Below are 20,247 nucleotides of genomic sequence, written 5' to 3' on the forward strand. Positions count from 1 at the left end.
CTACACTACTGATTCGTTTTGCGAATTTACTATTGATTGAGTTTTTCGATCTTACTTTGGATTTTTTTCAAAGTAATTGGTGATTGTCTCGGTTAATTATTCTTTCATTATTACTCTATTTCTACTAAAAAGGATACATTTGGAGACGAATTTTTTAAAAAGAAATATAACAACGACAAAAAACACTATGAAAAGAGTATTCCTTCTAACCTATTTACTAATCATTTGTGCCCTTTTTACTGCTGCAGATGCTCAAACAAAGAAATTGAGTATGGAAGACGCTATTTTGGGACAATGGGGAAAGTTTTATCCTGAAAATTTATCTCAATTATCGTGGAAAGGCGAAAGTAATCTGATATCCTATGTTTCAAATAATGATATTATGGCGGCTGAACCAGATGAAGAGGCTAAAGTTATTTTTACATTATCGGATTTAAATGTGATGTTAAAATCGGCAGGAGACAAAGAATTAAGCAGATTGCCGCGGTTTTCATGGATAAGTAATGATGTGATTCAATATTACAACCAAGGTAATTTTATTCAAATTGATCTGCTCAATAAGAAGCTTGTGTCACAATTGAAAATTAGCAATAAGGCGGAAAATGCTGAATTTTGTGCAGTTAATTCATCTGTTGCATATACCATTGAGAATAATCTGTATATAAGCGGTGCAGATGGAAATGAAGTGGCTGTAACTTCGGATCAGGATAAGAATTTGGTTAACGGTCAAATAGTTAGCCGGAGTGAATATGGTATTAGTGATGGAATTTTTTGGGGACCAAAAGGAAAATGTTTGGCCTTTTATCGGAAAGATGAAAGTAATGTTACCACATTTCCATTATTAGATATTACCACACGAGTTGGTGATTTGAAGGAAATTAAATATCCGATGGCTGGCATGGGCAGCGAAACGGTGAGTTTGGGTATTTATAATCTGAAAGAGAAATCAACAGTATGGATTCAACCTGATGATTTTGGAACGGATCAATATTTGACAAATATTACTTGGGGGCCAGATGGAAAATTTATTTACATTCAGGTTTTGAATCGTTCTTCGGATCATGCTAAACTGAATAAATACGAAGCAGTAACAGGTAAATTTGTAAAAACACTTTTCGAAGAAAAGGATGATCGCTGGGTAGAACCTTCCCATGAATTGATTTTCTTAAAAAATAATACAAATCAATTTATTTATCAGACCAATAACCGGGATGGTTTTAATCATGCTTATTTGTACGATACGGATGGAAAATTAATCAAACAATTGACATCGGGAGATTGGGAAATTACAGAGATTTTGGGTTTTGATAAATCAGAGAAGAACATGTTTTTTGTATCAACGGAAGTGAGTCCTATTGAAAGACATGCATATAAATTGAATTTGAAAACTGGCAAGCGAATTCGATTAACGACAGAGGAAGGAACTCATGCAGTTAAGCCAAGTGCCGACGGTAAATTTATTATTGATAATTACAGCAGTTTAAATGTGCCGCGAAAAATCCAAGTTGCAGATACAAAAGGCAAAGTGATAAAGGAATTGGTGAATGCTGAAAATGAGCTGGCTGATTATAATTTGGGTGAAATCTCTTTGGGGACTATAAAATCGGCAGATGAAAAAACGGATTTGTATTACAGGATGGTTAAACCAGCAGATTTCGATCCAAATAAAAAATATCCGGTGGTGGTTTACGTTTACGGGGGACCGCATGCACAATTGGTAACTGATAATTGGTTGGGAGGTTCTCGTTTGTGGGAGCAGTATATGGCTCAGAATGGCTATTTAATCTATGTTTTGGATAATAGAGGTTCAGCAAATAGAGGAAAAGAGTTTGAAGCTATTATCCACCGTCAGTGTGGTCAACCCGAAATGGCTGATCAAATGAAAGGGGTAGAGTTTTTGAAATCATTACCCTATGTTGATGTTGATCGTATTGGGGTTCATGGCTGGAGTTATGGTGGTTTTATGACCATTTCCTTAATTACAAATCATCCTGATGTATTTAAAGTCGCAGTAGCCGGTGGTCCCGTAATTGACTGGAAATGGTACGAAGTGATGTACGGGGAGCGTTATATGGATACCCCGGAAGAGAATCCGGAAGGATATGCGATGACCTCCTTGCTTGCAAAAGCAAAAGATTTGAAAGGAAAACTATTGATCTGTCAGGGCGCAATTGATAATACTGTGCTATGGCAGCATAGTTTGAATTTTATCCGGGAGTGTATTAAAAACAATGTTCAGGTTGATTATTTCCCTTATCCTTGTGCCGAGCACAATGTAAGAGGGCGTGATCGTATTCACTTGAAGCAAAAAGTGAGTAATTATTTTGATGATTATTTGAAATAGGAGTGGCTGGTTAGCTATAAAAATGAATAAATCGTCATCCCAATTCCGATATTTTTCGGCAATTTTGAGGTGACGATTTTTTTTGTTCCTGAAGTGTCACTCATTATGATTTTTAAGTGCGCATACATTAAATAAAATATCAAATTGAAAACACAAATCAATTACAGAAGTATCTGGAAAATAGCTTATCCTATTATTTTAGGAAGTGTAGCACAAAATATAATTGCTCTTACCGATACTGCTTTTTTGGGACACCTAAGTGAAACAGCTTTGGGGGCTGCTGCTATTGCAACAATATTTTATTTTGCGATTGTAATGCTTGCCTGGGGGTTTGGATTGGGAGCTCAAATTGTTATTGCAAGAAGAGTGGGAGAAGGAAATCTCAAACTTGTTGGTAAAACCTTCGATCATGCTTTGTATTTTTTATTGGTTTTGGCCGTATTGCTGGTCGTTTTTATGGAATTACAAGCTCCGCCTATTTTGAAGGCTATTGTGAAATCGAATGCAATATATGATGCCAGTATCGATTACATTTCTTACCGGGCGTGGGGAATCCTATTTGCTTGCGTAAATCTATTGTTCAGAGCTTTTTATATTGGAATCGCAAAAACAAAAATAATTGGTTGGAGTACCATTTTTATGGCAATTATTAATATCTTTTTCGATTACGTACTGATATTTGGGGAGTGGGGATTTCCTGAAATGGGAATAAAAGGTGCAGCCTTTGCTTCTGTAATTGCCGAGTTTTGTGTTATGCTTGTTTTTATTGTCTATACTCTAAAAAGAGTACCTGTTAAAACTTATGATTTATTTGGGTTTGCAAAAATTGATTGGGAACTTTATTCACGACTAATCAAAGTATCTTTTCCAATGATGATCCAGAATTTTTTGGCTCTGTCGTGTTGGTTTGTTTTCTTTTTAATGGTAGAAAGAATGGGGCAGAGAGAGTTGGCAATTTCAAATATTATAAGAAGTATTTATGTTTTGATGATGGTGCCGGTTTGGTCTTTTGCATCAGCGGCTAATACTTTGGTGAGCCAGGTTATTGGGGAAGGACATTCGGCTGAGGTTATGCCGGTTATTTGGCGGACAATTAAGTTATCCTTTCTTTCGGTTTTGACATTGGTGGGTATCTGTATTATTAATCCCGAATTAATAATTTCAATTTATACCGAAGAGCTGGGGTTGATTGCTGATACAAAACCGGTTTTGTACGTGATTTTTGGTGCAACTTTAATTTTTCCAATTGCAGTGACTCTTTTTCATGGTGTTTCAGGAACAGGAAATACTTTTCATGCTATGTTGATCGAGATTGGAGTTTTAGTATGTTATTTGGGCGGAGTCTATCTTTTAATCGCAGTTTTAAAATTACCAATTTCAGGTGTGTGGACTTCGGAGTATTTTTATGGCGGATTTCTTGGTTTGAGTTCCTGGTTGTACCTTAAATTATTTAATTGGAAAGAAAATAAGATTTAAATTTTTAAAGGATAAGAAATTCCAAAGAACTATTCAAAAGGAATTACTTCTGGTTGAGAAACTCTAAAGTTGTTGAATTTAGGTCTTTCTTCCCCGGATAATTGATATTCAAACTGGTTAAAATCGGAGGGCGCTTTTGGATAAAAAGCAAGGCGTAGCTGTATGGTTTTAAATACCAAATTTTCGTTGCGCAAACGAATACCAAATCCTACACCGTAATAGAATTTTTCCTTAAGAATGTTCTTTTTATTACTACCTATAAATCCCATATCGGCAAAAGTGTAAAAAGCAAAACGAAAGCCCCCTAAAGTATAAGGTGTAAAGGCAACAGTTTCCAGATTAAGGACTAATTTCTGAGTGCCTATTACATCTTCTTTTGAAAAACCTCGTATTCCTGTATCAGTAATTAAGCTTATGAATTCTTCTGGAAATCTTCTTATTCCCAGTGTATATTGCAAATCTGCAAAATTACGAAGACGAAGAGATCCGAGATTACGGATGCGACTGAAGAACTTTGTTTGACCAAGCAAGACACCCTGTTCAAACCTTTCTGAATTAAAATATCCGCCAAGCGCAACACGATTAAAGAAATAAGTTCTGCTTTTTTGAAGGTAAACTGCTTTTTGGAAATCAAAACCCAAATACCTTCTATAAGAGTATTCCCGGTCTTCGTACCCCATGGTAAGCTGCGCTAAAGAACCATATGGTATATCTTCAGTCCGTCCAAAATTGTAAATTAAATTACTCTTGTAATATTGAATTTGGCTTAAGCTTAAACTAGCAAGATAGAGAATATTATTGTGGAAAAATTGATTTAGTGTAGGACCAACTTTAGGTCTTTCGAAAAATTCCCGACCGGATATTCTTCCTGTTATATATAATTTTCTTCGGGCAAATTGATTTCTTGATTTAATTTTATAAGAACGGCCAAACCAAATATTTCCATAATTAAAATCCAAAGGAATTTCGTTAATAATCGGATCATCTTTTTGAATTTCGTCCGATCTCATGGTTTGAGAGAGGGTAAAGCCTCCGGCATATTTGGTATTGTAGGTTGCGAAACTTCGGTCTAAATCTATTTGAATAACCGATTTTTCATAAGTGTTTTGGTAGGTAAAAGTTGCATCAATATATGATTTTCGGATATTTCTAATTTTATATCTCCCTGTGTAGCCATATTTCTGATCTTTGTTTGAATCAAATTCAAAACTATTACTAAATTCATGTCCCAATCCGTAAAGATTTCGATTGTATATTTCAAAATCGGTAGAAGTTAGGGAGCCAACCTTCATATTTGCTCCCCACGAAAACTGATCTTTAACCCACAATTGAAGATCGACTAATTTACGGGAACCCAATACCGGCACCACTCTAAAGTAAGCATCTTTAATGTATGATAATTGACGGATTAGCCGTTCATTATCAGCTAGATTATATGGATCTACATCATCACCTTCTTTTATTCGTAACAGTTTGCGTAAATGATTTTTCCGACTGGTATTATGAAGTTTATTTCCTGTTGTTTCTATCCAGGTTGTTGCAACTTGAGTTGTATCATATAAAGTAGGCCCAAATGGTTTTAAAACCCGAACAGTAATGTTTCGTATTGTTTTGCCTTGATATTGCACGAAAGCGGTTTCACTGCGTTCTGTTTTTATCGTATCAGTTGGATTTAGTTTGTCGGGCGAGATAAAAAACAAATTGTATAATTCCTTGGTGAACTTACGCTTGCCGGCACCCTGCTGCAGAGAATTGTAAAATTTAGATCCATTTTTCGAATTGTTTTTAAAACGTTTTTCTCTTACGGTATCTAATAGAAAAACAATTGTATCTCTGGAAATGATATAGGTGCTGTCCTGTAATTTGGCATATTGTTTTTTTCCAGCAAGCGTATCTCTTCGCGAAATCCTTTGCCCATTTGCATGGAGAAGATTTCCTATCGAAAGAATAAGAATCAGACAATATGTACCTATTTTACGAATGAGTCCAAATTTTAATTACAAAGAGGATGATCTTTTCCCAAAGATATATAAATTGTAATTTGATTTATGCGTACCAAAGCACAAGAATCATACCTTAATAGGTCTGAAATAGTTAAGTCAATTTAATTCGTTGATAGATATCAATTTTTTGTTGAGCTGATTTATACTTTCCTCAGTCCATTTCCATTTGCCTTCTTTTCTTATTTCACCCGCTAAAAATTTTCCTTTAAAAAGTTCAATAGTCTCTACCGCACTTCCAAAACCAAATCGTTTCAATCCCATTTTAAAAACAATTTTATCGTACTTTATTTTTTCTTTTCCACGGAAAAATATTAAGTAATAGTAGAATAATCTTATTTCGGCTGTGTGATCATCGAACTCTATTTTGTAGATGATTCGGTTTCTTTTAAGAAGTAAAAGCAGGATGTACATGAATAGAACCGTAGTCAGGTAAACCACATTTATGCCTACAAAAAACAGGATAATAACTAGTAGAAGTGCCAGTAGAGAAAGCTCTTTTTTTATTCTTTTTCCCAGAGGGTATTCAATAGGGTCTAATTCAAATTTTTCCATTGCTTATTTTTTGCATAGTTAGCAAAATAGCACACAGTAATCAAGATGAAATGAATAATAATCGAATGCTCCTTACACTAATTTGTTTTATCTACTAAAGTTTTAGTAATAAAATTTGTCTACTAAAAAATTAGTACTAAGTTTGTAGTAGATTAATCTAAAAGTAAATATTGATATGAAGGAGTTGACCAAAGCAGAAGAGCAGGTGATGCAAATTGTGTGGGATTTAAAAGAAACTAATGTAAGAGATGCCATAGCTTGTTTTCCGGATCCTAAACCTGCTTATACAACGGTGGCGACTGTAATGAATGCCTTAGAGAAAAAGGGATTTGTGAATAAAATCGCTCAGGGAAAATCTCATGTATTCTCTGTAAAGATACCAAAAGAAGATTATTCTGGATACAAGGCAGGAGCATTGGTAACGAATTATTTTAATGGTTCATTTTCGAGAATGGCTTCTTTTTTTGCCAAGGATAACAAATTAAGTATTCAGGAATTGGAAGAGATGATTGAAATTGCTAAACGTGAAATAAACAAAGAGAAGTGATATGGGATCAATGACGGATTACTTACTACAGTCATCGACTGTTCTGATTTTGTTTTATCTGATTTACATTTTGATATTGCGAAACGAACGATTCTTCGCAGAAATTCGTTTTTACCTGTTGGGAAGTGCTTTTTTAGCCCTAATTCTGCCTCTATTAAAGTTTTCTTACTCGATTACTGTTGAATCAGAATTTGTAAATAATGCGATGGGAGATGTATTTGCAGAGACAATTACCGGTGAAGCAATTATGCCTGTAAAATCCTTAATTTCCAAGGAAGAGATACTACTCTTAATTTATCTGGTTGTATGCACAATTTTATTTGTAAGAAGTGTTTTAAAAGTTCTCCAGATAAGACAATTAATGAAAGCGGGAGAGTATCAAATTGTTGATGAACAGAAGGTAATTCTATTGGATCAATCCATACCTGCTTTTACCTTTTTCGGATACATTGTAATGAACAGAGAGGAGTTTAGCGACAAGTCTTTGAATAATATATTTGCGCATGAAAAAGTACATGCTCAGCAAAAGCATTGGATCGATCTGCTGTTTGTTGAAGTGTTGACCATCGTATTATGGTTCAACCCTTTTGTATGGCTTTATCAGGTTGCGGTAAAACAAACGCATGAACTTTTGGCTGATGATGGAGTAATAGCGCGTGGCTTTAACATCGGACAATATCAGGCAATTTTAATGAACCAAATTATGGGTACTGAGGTTTTAGGTTTAGCCAATAACTTTAACTATTCCATCACTAAAAAACGTATGATTATGATGTCAAAAGAAAAAAGCCCGCTAAATAGGCGCTATAAATTATTGATTGTTATCCCGGTAGTATTTGCTGTTTTGTTATTCAATCTGCAAATAGTAGAAGTGCAGGCACAGGAAAAGAAAGTGGAAAAAGTTGTAAATGTAACTACAGTTTCAGGACAAATTTTTAATATCGCCAATGAGCCAATTCCGGGAGTTGCAGTTCTTGTAAAGAACTCTAATGCAGGAACAATTTCTGATAAGGATGGGAAGTTTACTATTTTAGCTTCTTTAGATGCAAAACTAGCTTTTTTAGGTGTTGATCTAGAAAAATTTGTTATCCCTGTTGACAGTATTATTAAGCATGGAGATAAAACAGAGTCTGGTTATTTTACGAAGATCAATATGAGAACAACTTCCCTCATGGATCAGAATGAAGAAATCACTTACAAAGGTGATCCTATTTTTATAATTGTGCAGGAAATGCCTGAGTTTCCAGGAGGTGAATTAGAATGCCGGAAATTTCTTGCAAGAAACGTTAAGTACCCAAATGATGCTCACGAGAATGGAGTGGAGGGGAGAGTGTATGTCACATTTATAATAAATAAATCAGGTGCTGTAGATAATGTTCATATTGCAAAGTCTGTAGCCCCATCGCTTGATGCAGAAGCTGTTCGTGTGATTAAATCAATGCCAAAATGGAAGCCGGGCAAGCAAAGAGGTGAAGCTGTGAATGTATCTTACACAGTTCCAATTAATTTTGCTTTGCAAAATGACAAGGCGGTTATTGTAATAGAGGAACCTGAAAAGGAAAAAATGGATAAGCAAAAGTACAAAGGCGAAGATGTTTACGTAATAGTAGAAAAGATGCCACAATATCCTGGTGGAGGAGAAGCATTGCAAAAACACATTGCTGCATCTGTTAAATATCCACAAGATGTCCGGCAAAAAGGTATTTCTGGACGAGTGTTTGTGACATTTATCGTAAGTAAAGAAGGTGATGTTGTGCAAGCCCGTGTTGTTCGTGGAGTAGATCCTTCTTTAGATGCAGAAGCTCTTCGAGTGATGAATTCAATTCCTAAGTGGACACCTGGTTATGAAAAAGGAAAAGCAGTACATGTTTCCTATACAGTTCCGATTAATTTTAGTTTAGAAGATGATAAAAAGAAAGAAGTAGAGCAGAATCGAAAAACAAATTTGGATTCAAAGATTGGGTCTAAAAAGGAAGAATTTATTTATAATGACGAGCCTGTTTTTGTTATTGTAGAGGAGATGCCGGAGTACCCGGGAGGAGCTTTGAAATTAAAAGAGTTCTTTGCTGGTGAAGTGTCTAAATTGGATACTAACTATATAATTGGCAAGAGATGTTTTATTACCTTCTTGGTAACAAAAGAAGGATTGGTTGCAAATGCTCATGTTGTAAGAGGGACAGGTGATAAAGACGTGGATGCAAAAGCATTGGAGATTGTTAATAGTTCTCCAAAATGGAAGCCAGGTAAACAAAAAGGGCAAGCAGTAAATGTATCGTATACTGTACCAATTAATTTCGGAGCATAAGTTAGCTTTTAAAAAGAATTGTCCTTGACTTCCGTCGGGGGCAATTCTTTTTACACTTCTTTGTAGCGAAAGCAATCCGTAGTATGATCGTTTACCATTCCGGTTGCCTGCATAAAAGCATAACAAATGGTTGTACCAACAAATTTGAAACCTCTCTTTTTTAAATCTTTGCTCATGGCATCCGATTCGGTTGTAGAGACAGGAACTTTAGATAGACTTGCCCAATGATTTTGAATGGTTTTACCGTCCGTAAAGCTCCATATATATTTGTCGAAACTGCCGAATTCTTCTTGAACCTCAAGAAATGCCTTAGCATTTTTTATAGCAGAAATAATTTTCAGTTTGTTTCGAATAATGCCCTCATTTTGAAGTAATTCATCTACTTTATTCTGAGTGTAATTCACAATAATATTTGGATCAAAATTATCAAAAGCTTTGCGGTAGTTTTCTCGCTTTCGTAAAATGGTAATCCAACTTAAACCAGCTTGTGCTCCTTCCAAAATAAGAAATTCAAACAGCATCTTATCATCGTGCAAGGGGGCTCCCCACTCGTTATCGTGATAATCGCAATACAATGGATCGTCGCCAGCCCATTTGCATCTTGTTACAGTCATTGTTGTCAATTTTAAGTTTTCCGTTAAATATATAAAAGATAGTTTAGATTTATAAGTTGCCACCAGGCTTTAGTTAGTGGCTTTCAATAATGGTAGGAATAAATAAAATGAGTAATGATTTGCCACCATAGTTTCCCATTAATTTTTCTCATGATTTTCTTTTAGGTGGATGCAAAACAAAAAGAGACACCATTATTTGGCATCTCTTTTCAACTTTATTTGTTTTTTAAAATTCTAATTCCATCGCAAAATTGACAGGAACAGCTTTTCCTCGTTGTGATCCAGGTTTCCAATTTTCCATTTCGCCTGCAATTTTTGTGGCAGCTTTTGCAGCTATATCGTTGCTTTTGGTAAGGATCTGAATATTGGTTACTTCCCCTTTTTCATTTATGGTAAAACCAACAGTTGCTTTTCCTTCAAGTTTTTTGCCCTCAAAAAAGAGTTTGTTCTTTTGTTTTTGCACGTACTTTTCTAATCCGTATAATCCTTGATTGTATTGTGGCATATCCTCTACAATAATAAAAACAGGTTCATCCGATTTTGAAAATTCTTCAGGAGCTGGTGGTGGAGGTGGAGGTACATCTCTGTCTGAAGACAATGTATTGGTGTTAATTTTAATTCCAATGACTTCTTTTTCCAGTTGAAGATTTAAAGTTTGTTCTTTCAATTGTGGATTTATTTTCATTACGGCCGTTTTGTAGCCTACATACGAAACAACAATTTCACTTTTTGCAGATTTGGGTACATTCAGTTCAAACATTCCCTTTTTATCTGCAACAGCACCTGTTGTTGTTCCTTTTATAATTACTGATGCACCTGTAAGCACAGTTCCATCTTCATTCCGAACAGATCCACGAACTTTAATGGTCTCTTTATTTATCGGAATAGCAGAAATATTTTCTGTTGCAGGATCAGTTACCGTAGTTTTGTATTCTGGTTCGGCAAAAGCCACCAGAAGAATAGCCAGTACAGGAATTCCCCATACCATTCGAAACAATTTGCGTTTCGCTGTTTTCTCTTTCGTCATCATTTTAAATCGGGTTGGGCCTTGGGCAGAACTAAAGTGATTGGCTAATCCAATTACCTGAGTGCCCATTAGCTGGTTAATTAATAATGCCTGATACCTGACAGGTGAATGGCCCCGGGTTAATACACCTTCGTCAGCCAGGTATTCATGGTTTTGTTTAATTGCTCGTTCAAATAACCATATAAACGGATTGAACCAGAAAAACACTGTTAACAGCTCTATAATGAACAGATCGATCCAATGACGCTCTTGAATGTGCACTTTTTCATGAGTTAAAATGTCGTTGATTTCGTCTTGTTTAAAATATTTAGGATTGATTAATATGCGATTGAAAAATGAGAAGGGAGTATTGTAAATCTCATTCTCATAAATCAAACAATTATTGATTTTTTTAGGTGTTGATTTGGTTATAACTTGCAATGGCTTTCTGCATTGAATTACTATTCTTAGCAGCACAATTGCCATTCCTGTAAAGTAAATCAGATGCAAAATACTTGAAAAAGATATGTTGTTATTCGAGTTGATATCTGAAGTTTCACTTGAGATATTGTTATTAAAAACACCACTGAATTCGTTGAATGTTTCTTTTGCCGTTGTTTGCACTGTTACCTGATATTGAATAGGTACAAGTGCAACAATAACCGAGATCATTAGGCTGATCAGTAAAAAGTAACGGTTGGCTTTAAAATGAGTTGAATTTCTCAATTGTAACCAATACAAGGTGAATAAAACTGCCATACTCACCGATGCCCGAAATAAGAATTCAAACAATGCTTCCATAATTAGTTCTCTTTTTGTTGATCTTTTTTCATCTCTTCTTCGGCCTGTTTCATGATATTTTCCAGGTCAGAAATGTCCAAATCGTTTTCTTTGGCAAAAAAACTGGCCATTTTTGGGAACGATCCACCAAAATAATTTCCAAGTAATGAACTAAATTGAAATTTGGTGTATTCTGCTTTACTTATTGCAGGTGTGAACAGTTTGGTGTTTCCAATTTTTCGGTGAGATACAAATCCTTTCTTCTCCAAAACACTAAGAACAGTTGCTACTGTAGTGTAGGCTGGTTTCGATCCGTCAAATTGTTCCACTACATCTTTAACAATAGCTTCTCGCAATTTCCAGATAATTTGCATGATTTGTTCTTCGGCTTTTGTCAATGATTTTACATCCATAGAGTCTATTGTTTTTAATTTCTACTACAAATATAGTAGTTTGATTTTTAATTCCTACTATGTTTGTAGTAATTATTACTATAAATATAGTATAAGTGTTGTGTAAATTTTCTGAAATGCCTGTAAAGTATGGTCTTTATCCTATAAATTATAATTTGTTTTAAGGATTGAAATGACATTAAGCGATACATTTTCTATGTAAGCTTACTGCAGGCTTCCATTAAAAGAATGAGTTTTTTGTCCAATAATTTAGAAACAAATTATAAATAGAAAGGGATACCTTTCGATATCCCCTTTACTATTTAATTTTACATGATTTATTTCTTCTTATCTTTTTTCTCGATTACTTCGATAAGGTTGATATCGAAAACTAGCGTTTCGTTCGGACCTATTTTTTCTCCGCTTCCTCTTTCACCATATCCTAAATCTGCTGGCACATACAATTTCCATTCCGATCCTTCGGGCATTAACTGCAGTGCTTCAGTCCAGCCTTTAACTACCCGGTTTACGTAGAAAGTTGTTGTGTCGCCACGTTCTTTCGAACTATCAAAAACAGTACCGTCAAGTAAAGTTCCGTGATACACACATTTAACGCGATCCGAAGCAACAGGTATTTTGCCAGTACCTTTTTTTACTATTTCGTATTGAAGTCCACTTTCGGTTGTAATTATTTCTTTACGTTTTTTATTTTCCTCCAAAAATTTTTGCCCTTTTAAAAGGTTGGTTTTTTGCAGTTCTTTACGCATGGAATCTTGCACAGCCTTTTTTTCATTGAAGATTTTTCGTAGATAAAAATCCGCACTCATTTCTGAGAAATACGATTTTCCATAGGCCAATTCGTTTAAAAACCCTTTGTAAAAAGCATCTTCGTTAATGGAATCGAATTGCTTGATTCTAAAATCAGAATAGCTTTTTGTCAATTTGGTTTTTGCAATAGCTATGGCGATATTTTTATAATCTGCCGAATCCATTTGGAACGGAATTCGTTCGAATGATTTTTTGAAATTGTTGGCTTCAATATATCCTAAAGCATAACTAAGACTGTCAGTGCTCGATTTGAAGTTAACTTTACCCGATCTCGGAACTTTTTTACAAGCACTAAGACATACAACAACAGCTAAAAAGGTAAGAATAATACTAGTACGTTTCATTTTTTGATACTTCTTTTTAAGGTTATTGATAAAATAATTTTTTGATGTGAAATTTTGTATTCGCTGTAAATTGAAGACAACAATATAATTCTCATTTCCAATGCAAGCGAAAGTACAATTTTGAGCTAAAAATTAAAATAGAAAATAAACAAGAAGGAGCTAACCTAAGTTGTTTTTAAGATTTTTTAACATGAACCTATAAAGTTTATGTATTTTAAGGAGTACCGGTTTTAAGTATTTCCACCATCTTTTTCTGGATAAATATTATGGACTATTAGTGATTAATAATTAATTTAAAGATCGATTTTGATAAAATAAGAGAAGCTAATTTATGAAACTGTTTATTATTTGATGATATGACTGCAAATAAAGATGATTTGGATTTAATTGTAATTTATTCGGGAAACCCGATAGATTCAGAAATGATAAAGGATATCCTTACCGAGAATGGGATTGCTGTAAATATAAAAAACGGGCTAATGGGAACTATTGCTCCTTGGCATGTTTCTGCAGGTGGGATCAATCCTGTTGACGTTGTGATTTTTGCAAAAGATAAGGAACAGGCACTAAGAGTGATTAATGAGTTTACTAATAAACTAAACTCATGAACAGCAGAAACCAAATAATTGTCGTCGAGCAGACCTTCAATAAACCGAGAGAAGAGGTTTGGAGTGCTATTACTGATCCTAACAAGATGCGCGAATGGTTCTTCGAAAATATACCCGATTTTATTCCTGAAGTGGGGTTCAAAACCAGATTTAATGTTGATGCCGGAGAAAGACAATTCATGCACATTTGGAAAATTACTGAGGTGATTCCATTTGAGAAAATTGTTTACAATTGGCGGTACGAAAATATGTATGGGAATGCTTTTGTAAGTTTTGAATTATTTGACCGGGACATTGAAACTCTTTTACGTATCACTAATTTGGGACTGGAAACATTCCCGCAGGATATACCCGAATTTTCTAGAGAGTCATGCACTGATGGCTGGGAGTATTTTATCAATCAAAGGTTAAAGGAGTATTTGAATCAATAATGAATAAAGTTTTAAAATACATTTGGAGATTTCTGATCTTTGCGATCTTAACTGTTATAAGCCAGATTGGAGGAATTGTATATTTGATTAGCATTGCCGTGTCAAAAAAGATAAGATACAAAATGTACGGAAAATCAATTTTGATATTCTCAAGCTTGTATCTGCTAATTACATTTCTTATTGTTCCTCTTATCGCACCTTTGTTCGGAAGACAAAAAATCAATACTAATTCTCATTTGAGGCCAGCTGGTTATATAACAGTTTTATTAAATCGTAATTATGTGACTGGTGAAACAAATGAGTTTCTGAGAGATATTTCAAATCGGTTAATGTGCGATAAATCTGAAGTTCAAATTCGATATTTGGATGCCTGCTTTCCATTTATAAAAGGTTTTCCACTGTTACCGCATCTTAGCCACAACGATGGTTGCAAAATAGACTTTAGTTTGGTGTATGAAGATGAAAGCGGAAAGATAGTTAACAAGGGAAAGTCGTTAAGCGGTTATGGCATTTTTGAAGAAGCTCATGAAGATGAATTCAATCAATGTAAAGATTGTATGGAGAAAGGGTACTTTCAATACGATTATCCTAAATATCTGACTTTGGGAAGTATTAATCCTGATTTACGATTTTCGGAGAGGGGAACAAAAGAATTAATCGAAGCCATCTTGAATCATGAAAAACTAAGAAAATTGTTTATTGAGCCACATTTAAAGCGTAGATTGAATCTTACTGATAAGCGTATTAGGTTTCATGGTTGTGGTGCCGTTAGGCATGATGATCATATTCACGTGCAAATAAATTGATAAATCCATGATTGAAATTCAAAGAACGAACTCCGAAAATAAAGATTTCATTGATCTTGTTAGATTTCTTGATGCCGATTTAGCAATACGGGATGGAGAGGATCATGCTTTTTATTCTCAATTCAATAAGTTGGATCAAATTAACTATGTGGTATTGGCTTATGAAGATGGCAAACCAGTTGGTTGCGGTGCCATAAAGGAATACGAACCATTAGTTATGGAAGTAAAGCGCATGTTTGTTTTACCGGAGTGCAGAGGGAAGGGGATTGCATCGAAAGTTTTACAGGAATTAGAAAACTGGGCCGGTGAGCTGGGATTTGAAAAATGTACATTGGAAACCGGAGTGAAACAACCCGAGGCAATCGGACTATATCAAAAGAATGGTTACCATTTTATCCCTAATTACGGGCAATATGAAGACGTGAAGGAAAGCGTTTGTTTTGAGAAAGTATTAGGCTAAGAATATATAGCGGATGCGGGAATGAAAAAATCCGGGTCCCCACCCGGATTTTAATCTAACCACTAATAGTAACTAATCTATGAAAAAAAACATTTGTGTGTTTTTACATTTCAAAAGTAGACAAGAGACGAGTAAACTACATTAAGATGATCTTAAGTAATTATAAACTATATGTACTCTTTTATACTTATTCAGTAGGGTTTATTTTTAACGTATTTATAAAAACAGAAAAAAGCCTGGATCCCCACCCAAGCTTTTCTACTAACCACTATTTACTAACCTAAATCTATTTTCTATGAAAAAACGTTTACCACTCGTTTACCTTACAAACATACTGCATTCTTTCGTTAAGTGGATTTAACAAAAGTTAAAGAATGCTAAAAGGTTTCTTTACAGCCGATTCTTCTTTGCTTTTAAATCAGAAATGAAAAAAGTAGCAAACAGAAAAAAGCCTGGATCCCCACCCAAGCTTTTCTACTAACCACTATTTACTAACCTAAATCTATTTTCTATGAAAAAACGTTTACCACTCGTTTACCTTACAAACATACTGCATTCTTTCGTTAAGTGGATTTAACAAAAGTTAAAGAATGCTAAAAGGTTTCTTTACAGCCGATTCTTCTTTGCTTTTAAATCAGAAATGAAAAAAGTAGCAAACAGAAAAAAGCCTGGATCCCCATCCAAGCTTTTCTACTAACCACTAATTACTAACCTAAATCTATTTTCTATGAAAAAACGTTTACCACTCGTTTACCTTACAAACATACTGCATTCTTTCGTTAAGTGGATTTAACAAAAGTTAAAGAATGCTAAAAGGGTTTTTTACAGCTGATTCTTTTTTGCTTTTAAATCAGAAATGAAAAAAGTAGCAAACAGAAAAAAGCCTGGATCCCCACCCAAGCTTTTCTACTAACCACTATTTACTAACCTAAATCTACTATCTATGAAAAAAACGTTTACCACTCGTTTACCTTACAAACATACTGCATTCTTTCGTTAAGTGGATTTAACAAAAGTTAAAGAATGCTAAAAAGTTTTTTTACAGCTGATTCTTTTTTGCTTTAAATCAGAAATGAAAAAAAAGGGTGAACAGAAAAAAGCCTGAATCCCCACCCAGGCTTTTCTACTAACCACTATTTACTAACCTAAATCTACTATCTATGAAAAAAACGTTTATTATTCGTCTACTTTACAAACATACCGCATTCTTTTGTTAAGTGCTTTTAACAGATGTTAATTGTTGCTAAAAATACGAAGCTCGGTAAGTTTGCTGCAACATAGGTCTCCCAAAATAAATAATTTTAAAAAAAGCCTAGGTAATCACCTAGGCTTTTTAATCTAATCAATAACCTAAATCTATTATCTATGAAAAAACCTTTTGTATCGTCTATTATTATAAATATACGAAAATCTTTGATAAACGGTTATAAATAGATGTTAAAAATCCTTAATGTGTTTTTTTACTGTTCTGAAATAGGATAAACGGGATCTGATTTTGATTGTTTCTAAATTAATCTTAGGGAATTACCTTATGGAATTTGGGCCTTATAAAAAAGAACTTTTCCATAGCTCGGGGAATTTATCTAAATTAGGCCTTTAGCAAAAATTTAACTTCTATAATTACCCCATGAATGAGTCAGTACTAAATGCTCTAATGCAACTTTTTGCCATTATTGTGGATGAACAACAGGTTGGTTTTGAGGTCGCTGCGCGAGATGTTGTTTCAAAGTATTTAGTGAAGCGGTTTAGTAAGGAATGGCATGAAAGATATTTGGATAATTTCAATCGTTACCTAAAAGAATCATATTACACCAAAGGAAATAAGGATACAATTCAAAACAAGCACAAGCAAGTGGCAGATGTTTGTGCAAAATTAGTTGAGGAGGCAGAGCAGGAACAGAAAGTTTGGATTATGTTGCAGCTTCTTGAATTTATTGATGATTCTGAATTTACAGGTCCGGAAGAACTTGGATTTGTAAAGACTGTATCGAAAGCGTTTAAGATTCCTAAAGAAGAATTTGAATACAGTCTGCAGTTTATTTTAGGAACCGAATATTCTATTCCGTTTAATCCGTATTTATTAATTATTGATGCTAATGAAGCCTTTGAACATGAGGTTGTAAAGCATATTTTTAGTCCCAGACTACGTGGTCGGTTATTTATTCTTCATCTTGAAAGTACAAATACTTTTCTGATGAAATATTTTGGTGAATACAATCTTTTTTTAAACGGTCACAATATTAAATTGGATCGTGCCTATATACTCTCGTATGGATCTGTGATTAGAAGTCATAGAATTGACCCAATTTATTATTCTCAAATTGTATCGGTATTTATTGAGCGAAAAAATCTTTCGGATATTCGCTTCGTAGCTAAAAATATTGAATTTAAGTTCCCAGGTTCTAATAATGGTGTATTCCCGGTTAATTTTCATGTAGAATCAGGACAGCTGATTGGAATAATGGGAGGCAGTGGTACAGGAAAATCTACATTGCTAAATGTGTTGAATGGGAATTTGCCTTTAAATCAGGGCGATATATATATTAATGGATATAATCTCCATAAGGATAAAGAGGAACTTGAGGGTGTTATTGGATACGTTCCTCAGGATGATTTGCTGGTTGAGGAATTAACAGTTTACCAGAATTTGTTTTTTAATGCTAAGTTATGTTTTGATAATTTAGATGAGAAAACAATTGAGAACATTATAGACGATACCATTGAAAATTTTGATTTGGTTGAAGCCAGAGATTTAAAAGTTGGAGATCCTATTAATAAGGTTTTGAGTGGCGGACAAAGAAAGCGCTTAAATATCGCATTGGAATTAATGCGGGAACCTTCGGTTTTGTTTGTGGATGAGCCTACTTCCGGATTATCGAGTATGGATTCGGAAAAGGTGATGCTGTTGCTTAAAAGACAGGTTTTAAAAGGGAAATTGGTGATGTGTAACATTCATCAGCCATCATCAGATATTTTTAAGCTGCTGGATAAGTTAATTATTATGGATCAAGGTGGAAAAGTGATCTATTTTGGAAATCCAATTGATGCAGTCGTCTATTTTAAAACTCAAAGCCAGTATGTTAAAGCAGATGAAAGCGAGTGCCTGACTTGTGGTAATGTAAATTCGGAGCAAATTCTAAGGATTGTGGAAACACGGATGATGAATGAGTACGGCAGGCAAATCCGTAAAAGAAAGAGAAGTTCCGATGAATGGTATGAATTGTACAAAGAGAATATTGAAGCAAAGAATCCGGTTAAGGTGCCAAAGCGGAAACGAATGATTCCAATCAATTATTTTAGTATTCCCAAACGAACAGAACAGTTAAAGATTTATTTGGCGCGTGATGTAAAGGCCAAAATCAGCAATAAACAGTACATTTTTATTACTCTGCTTGAAGCTCCTGTTTTAGCAGTTATATTGGGATATTTCACCAAATATATTAGTGGCACGGATGATGATCCTACGGCTTATATTTTCTCAAATAATGAAAATATCCCCTCCTTTATTTTTATGGCTGTGGTGGTATCTCTTTTTTTAGGATTGATTATTTCGGCGGAAGAAATTCTTCATGACCGGAGAATTATGAAGAGGGAATCCTTTCTAAATTTAAGCCGGTTTAGCTACTTAAACTCAAAGGTAATTGTGATGCTTGTAATTTCAGCAATTCAAACCTTGTTGTTTGTTTTAATAGCTAATACTATTCTCGAAATTAAAGGATTGACTTTAGAATATTGGTTGGTTTTGTATACGGCATCAGCCTGCGCTAATATGATTGGCTTAAATTTGTCGGCAGCCTTGAATACTGTTGTGGCGGTTTATGTTTCCATCCCTTTTATTTTGGTGCCACAGCTATTGTTTTCAGGTGTAATTGTGAACTTTACCAAATTGCATCCAGCTATAACTTCGCAAAAATATGTGCCGTTTGTTGGCGATTTAATGACTTCGCGTTGGGCTTATGAAGCTTTAATAGTAGAACAATTCAGAAACAACGATTTTGAGAGTCAGTTTTTTGATTATGAACAAAAAATGAGCGAGGCTTCGTTTCGGTCATCATTCTATATTCCAGAATTAAAGCAACGATACCAAAGCTGGTTGCAAACAGGTAATTTAAAACAGTTGCAGGTATTGCAGAACGAATTTGGAAAATTGGCAGACTTATATACTTTGCCAAGTGGTATGGAACTTACCGAAAACGGATTTGTGAACTCTTCGGTTGATTTGTTGGAATGGCTAAAGAAAATTAAGCAAAACGGGTGGGCTAATTACAAAACCGAGTCAGATAAAAGAGATCAGGCTTACCTAAACTTATTGGAACAGTACGGAGGTAAAAAAGGATTGTTTGAATTCAAACAAAAACACCATAATGAAGCTATTGAACAGATTGTTTTAAATAGAAGAGAGCTAAATAAAATTGTTGAATTTAAAGGCGAATTGATTCAATTGAAAGACCCTGTTTTTCAAATTCCCGTGAACAAAATGGGAAGAGCTCAGCTATTTTCATCTCAGAAAAGAATTGGCAATTATCTTGTGAATACTTTTTGGTTTAATGTGATTATCATCTGGTTAACCAGCTTGTTTTTTTACTTTACACTTTATTTCGATGCTTTAAGAAGACTATTACTTCTGATAGAAATATTATGGGTGAAAATACTCCCCGAAGGTCACATACGAATTACCAGAAAACGTCTGAAGTAATTGTGATTGATAAAATATGAAAAGGAGTTAAAATTAATGGTTTAACTCCTTTTTT

The 20,247-nt window shown here is 34.4% G+C and carries 15 protein-coding genes; 9 read left to right on the plus strand and 6 right to left on the minus strand.

From position 1 onward, the window contains the following. Nucleotides 1-187 precede the first annotated feature (187 nt). Nucleotides 188-2,344, plus strand: a complete 2,157-nt coding sequence (locus GQR60_RS05360) for a S9 family peptidase (protein WP_124991935.1) — start codon at nucleotides 188-190, stop codon at nucleotides 2,342-2,344. A 144-nt stretch (nucleotides 2,345-2,488) separates the two neighbouring features. Then, nucleotides 2,489-3,820 (plus strand): MATE family efflux transporter, encoded by a 1,332-nt coding sequence (locus GQR60_RS05365; RefSeq protein ID WP_156197125.1) that lies wholly within the window; start codon nucleotides 2,489-2,491, stop codon nucleotides 3,818-3,820. 29 nt (nucleotides 3,821-3,849) lie between these two features. Here the strand turns inward: GQR60_RS05365 and GQR60_RS05370 are convergent, their stop codons facing one another. Next, complete coding sequence (locus tag GQR60_RS05370; protein WP_124991937.1) at nucleotides 3,850-5,520, minus strand: BamA/TamA family outer membrane protein; 1,671 nt, start codon at nucleotides 5,518-5,520, stop codon at nucleotides 3,850-3,852. Between the two features lie 399 nt (nucleotides 5,521-5,919). After that, nucleotides 5,920-6,375, minus strand: coding sequence for a hypothetical protein (locus tag GQR60_RS05375; RefSeq protein WP_124991938.1), 456 nt, complete (start codon nucleotides 6,373-6,375; stop codon nucleotides 5,920-5,922). Nucleotides 6,376-6,550: 175 nt separating this feature from the next. Here GQR60_RS05375 and GQR60_RS05380 point away from each other — a divergent pair, with 175 nt between their 5' ends. Further along, nucleotides 6,551-6,922 carry a BlaI/MecI/CopY family transcriptional regulator gene (locus GQR60_RS05380; RefSeq protein ID WP_124991939.1) on the plus strand — a complete coding sequence of 124 codons (372 nt, stop codon included), beginning with the start codon at nucleotides 6,551-6,553 and terminating at the stop codon, nucleotides 6,920-6,922. A 1-nt stretch (nucleotide 6,923) separates the two neighbouring features. Then, nucleotides 6,924-9,227, plus strand: coding sequence for a M56 family metallopeptidase (locus GQR60_RS05385; RefSeq protein ID WP_124991940.1), 2,304 nt, complete (start codon nucleotides 6,924-6,926; stop codon nucleotides 9,225-9,227). Nucleotides 9,228-9,277: 50 nt separating this feature from the next. Here the strand turns inward: GQR60_RS05385 and GQR60_RS05390 are convergent, their stop codons facing one another. From GQR60_RS05390 to GQR60_RS05405, 4 genes are all read right to left on the minus strand, one after another. Then, nucleotides 9,278-9,841, minus strand: coding sequence for a DNA-3-methyladenine glycosylase I (locus GQR60_RS05390; RefSeq protein WP_124991941.1), 564 nt, complete (start codon nucleotides 9,839-9,841; stop codon nucleotides 9,278-9,280). Between the two features lie 226 nt (nucleotides 9,842-10,067). Beyond that, complete coding sequence (locus GQR60_RS05395; protein WP_124991942.1) at nucleotides 10,068-11,648, minus strand: M56 family metallopeptidase; 1,581 nt, start codon at nucleotides 11,646-11,648, stop codon at nucleotides 10,068-10,070. Between the two features lie 2 nt (nucleotides 11,649-11,650). Beyond that, nucleotides 11,651-12,040, minus strand: a complete 390-nt coding sequence (locus GQR60_RS05400) for a BlaI/MecI/CopY family transcriptional regulator (protein WP_101310394.1) — start codon at nucleotides 12,038-12,040, stop codon at nucleotides 11,651-11,653. Nucleotides 12,041-12,357: 317 nt separating this feature from the next. After that, nucleotides 12,358-13,191, minus strand: a complete 834-nt coding sequence (locus GQR60_RS05405) for an FKBP-type peptidyl-prolyl cis-trans isomerase (protein WP_124991943.1) — start codon at nucleotides 13,189-13,191, stop codon at nucleotides 12,358-12,360. 356 nt (nucleotides 13,192-13,547) lie between these two features. Between GQR60_RS05405 and GQR60_RS05410 the strand changes: the two genes are divergently transcribed. From GQR60_RS05410 to GQR60_RS05430, 5 genes are all read left to right on the plus strand, one after another. Continuing rightward, nucleotides 13,548-13,799 (plus strand): putative signal transducing protein, encoded by a 252-nt coding sequence (locus tag GQR60_RS05410; protein WP_124991944.1) that lies wholly within the window; start codon nucleotides 13,548-13,550, stop codon nucleotides 13,797-13,799. After that, nucleotides 13,796-14,230, plus strand: a complete 435-nt coding sequence (locus GQR60_RS05415) for an SRPBCC family protein (protein ID WP_124991945.1) — start codon at nucleotides 13,796-13,798, stop codon at nucleotides 14,228-14,230. The genes GQR60_RS05410 and GQR60_RS05415 overlap by 4 nt, the downstream gene beginning before the upstream one ends. After that, nucleotides 14,230-15,036: a hypothetical protein gene (locus tag GQR60_RS05420; protein ID WP_124991946.1), complete on the plus strand. Its 807-nt coding sequence runs from the start codon at nucleotides 14,230-14,232 to the stop codon at nucleotides 15,034-15,036. The genes GQR60_RS05415 and GQR60_RS05420 overlap by 1 nt, the downstream gene beginning before the upstream one ends. 7 nt (nucleotides 15,037-15,043) lie before the next feature. After that, nucleotides 15,044-15,496 (plus strand): GNAT family N-acetyltransferase, encoded by a 453-nt coding sequence (locus GQR60_RS05425; RefSeq protein ID WP_124991947.1) that lies wholly within the window; start codon nucleotides 15,044-15,046, stop codon nucleotides 15,494-15,496. A 1,627-nt stretch (nucleotides 15,497-17,123) separates the two neighbouring features. Beyond that, nucleotides 17,124-20,192, plus strand: a complete 3,069-nt coding sequence (locus GQR60_RS05430) for an ATP-binding cassette domain-containing protein (protein WP_124991948.1) — start codon at nucleotides 17,124-17,126, stop codon at nucleotides 20,190-20,192. The last annotated feature ends 55 nt before the right edge of the window (nucleotides 20,193-20,247 follow it).

Origin of the sequence: Labilibaculum euxinicum (genome assembly GCF_009795715.1) — a bacterium.
GTDB classification, from domain to species: Bacteria; Bacteroidota; Bacteroidia; order Bacteroidales; family Marinifilaceae; genus Labilibaculum; species Labilibaculum euxinus.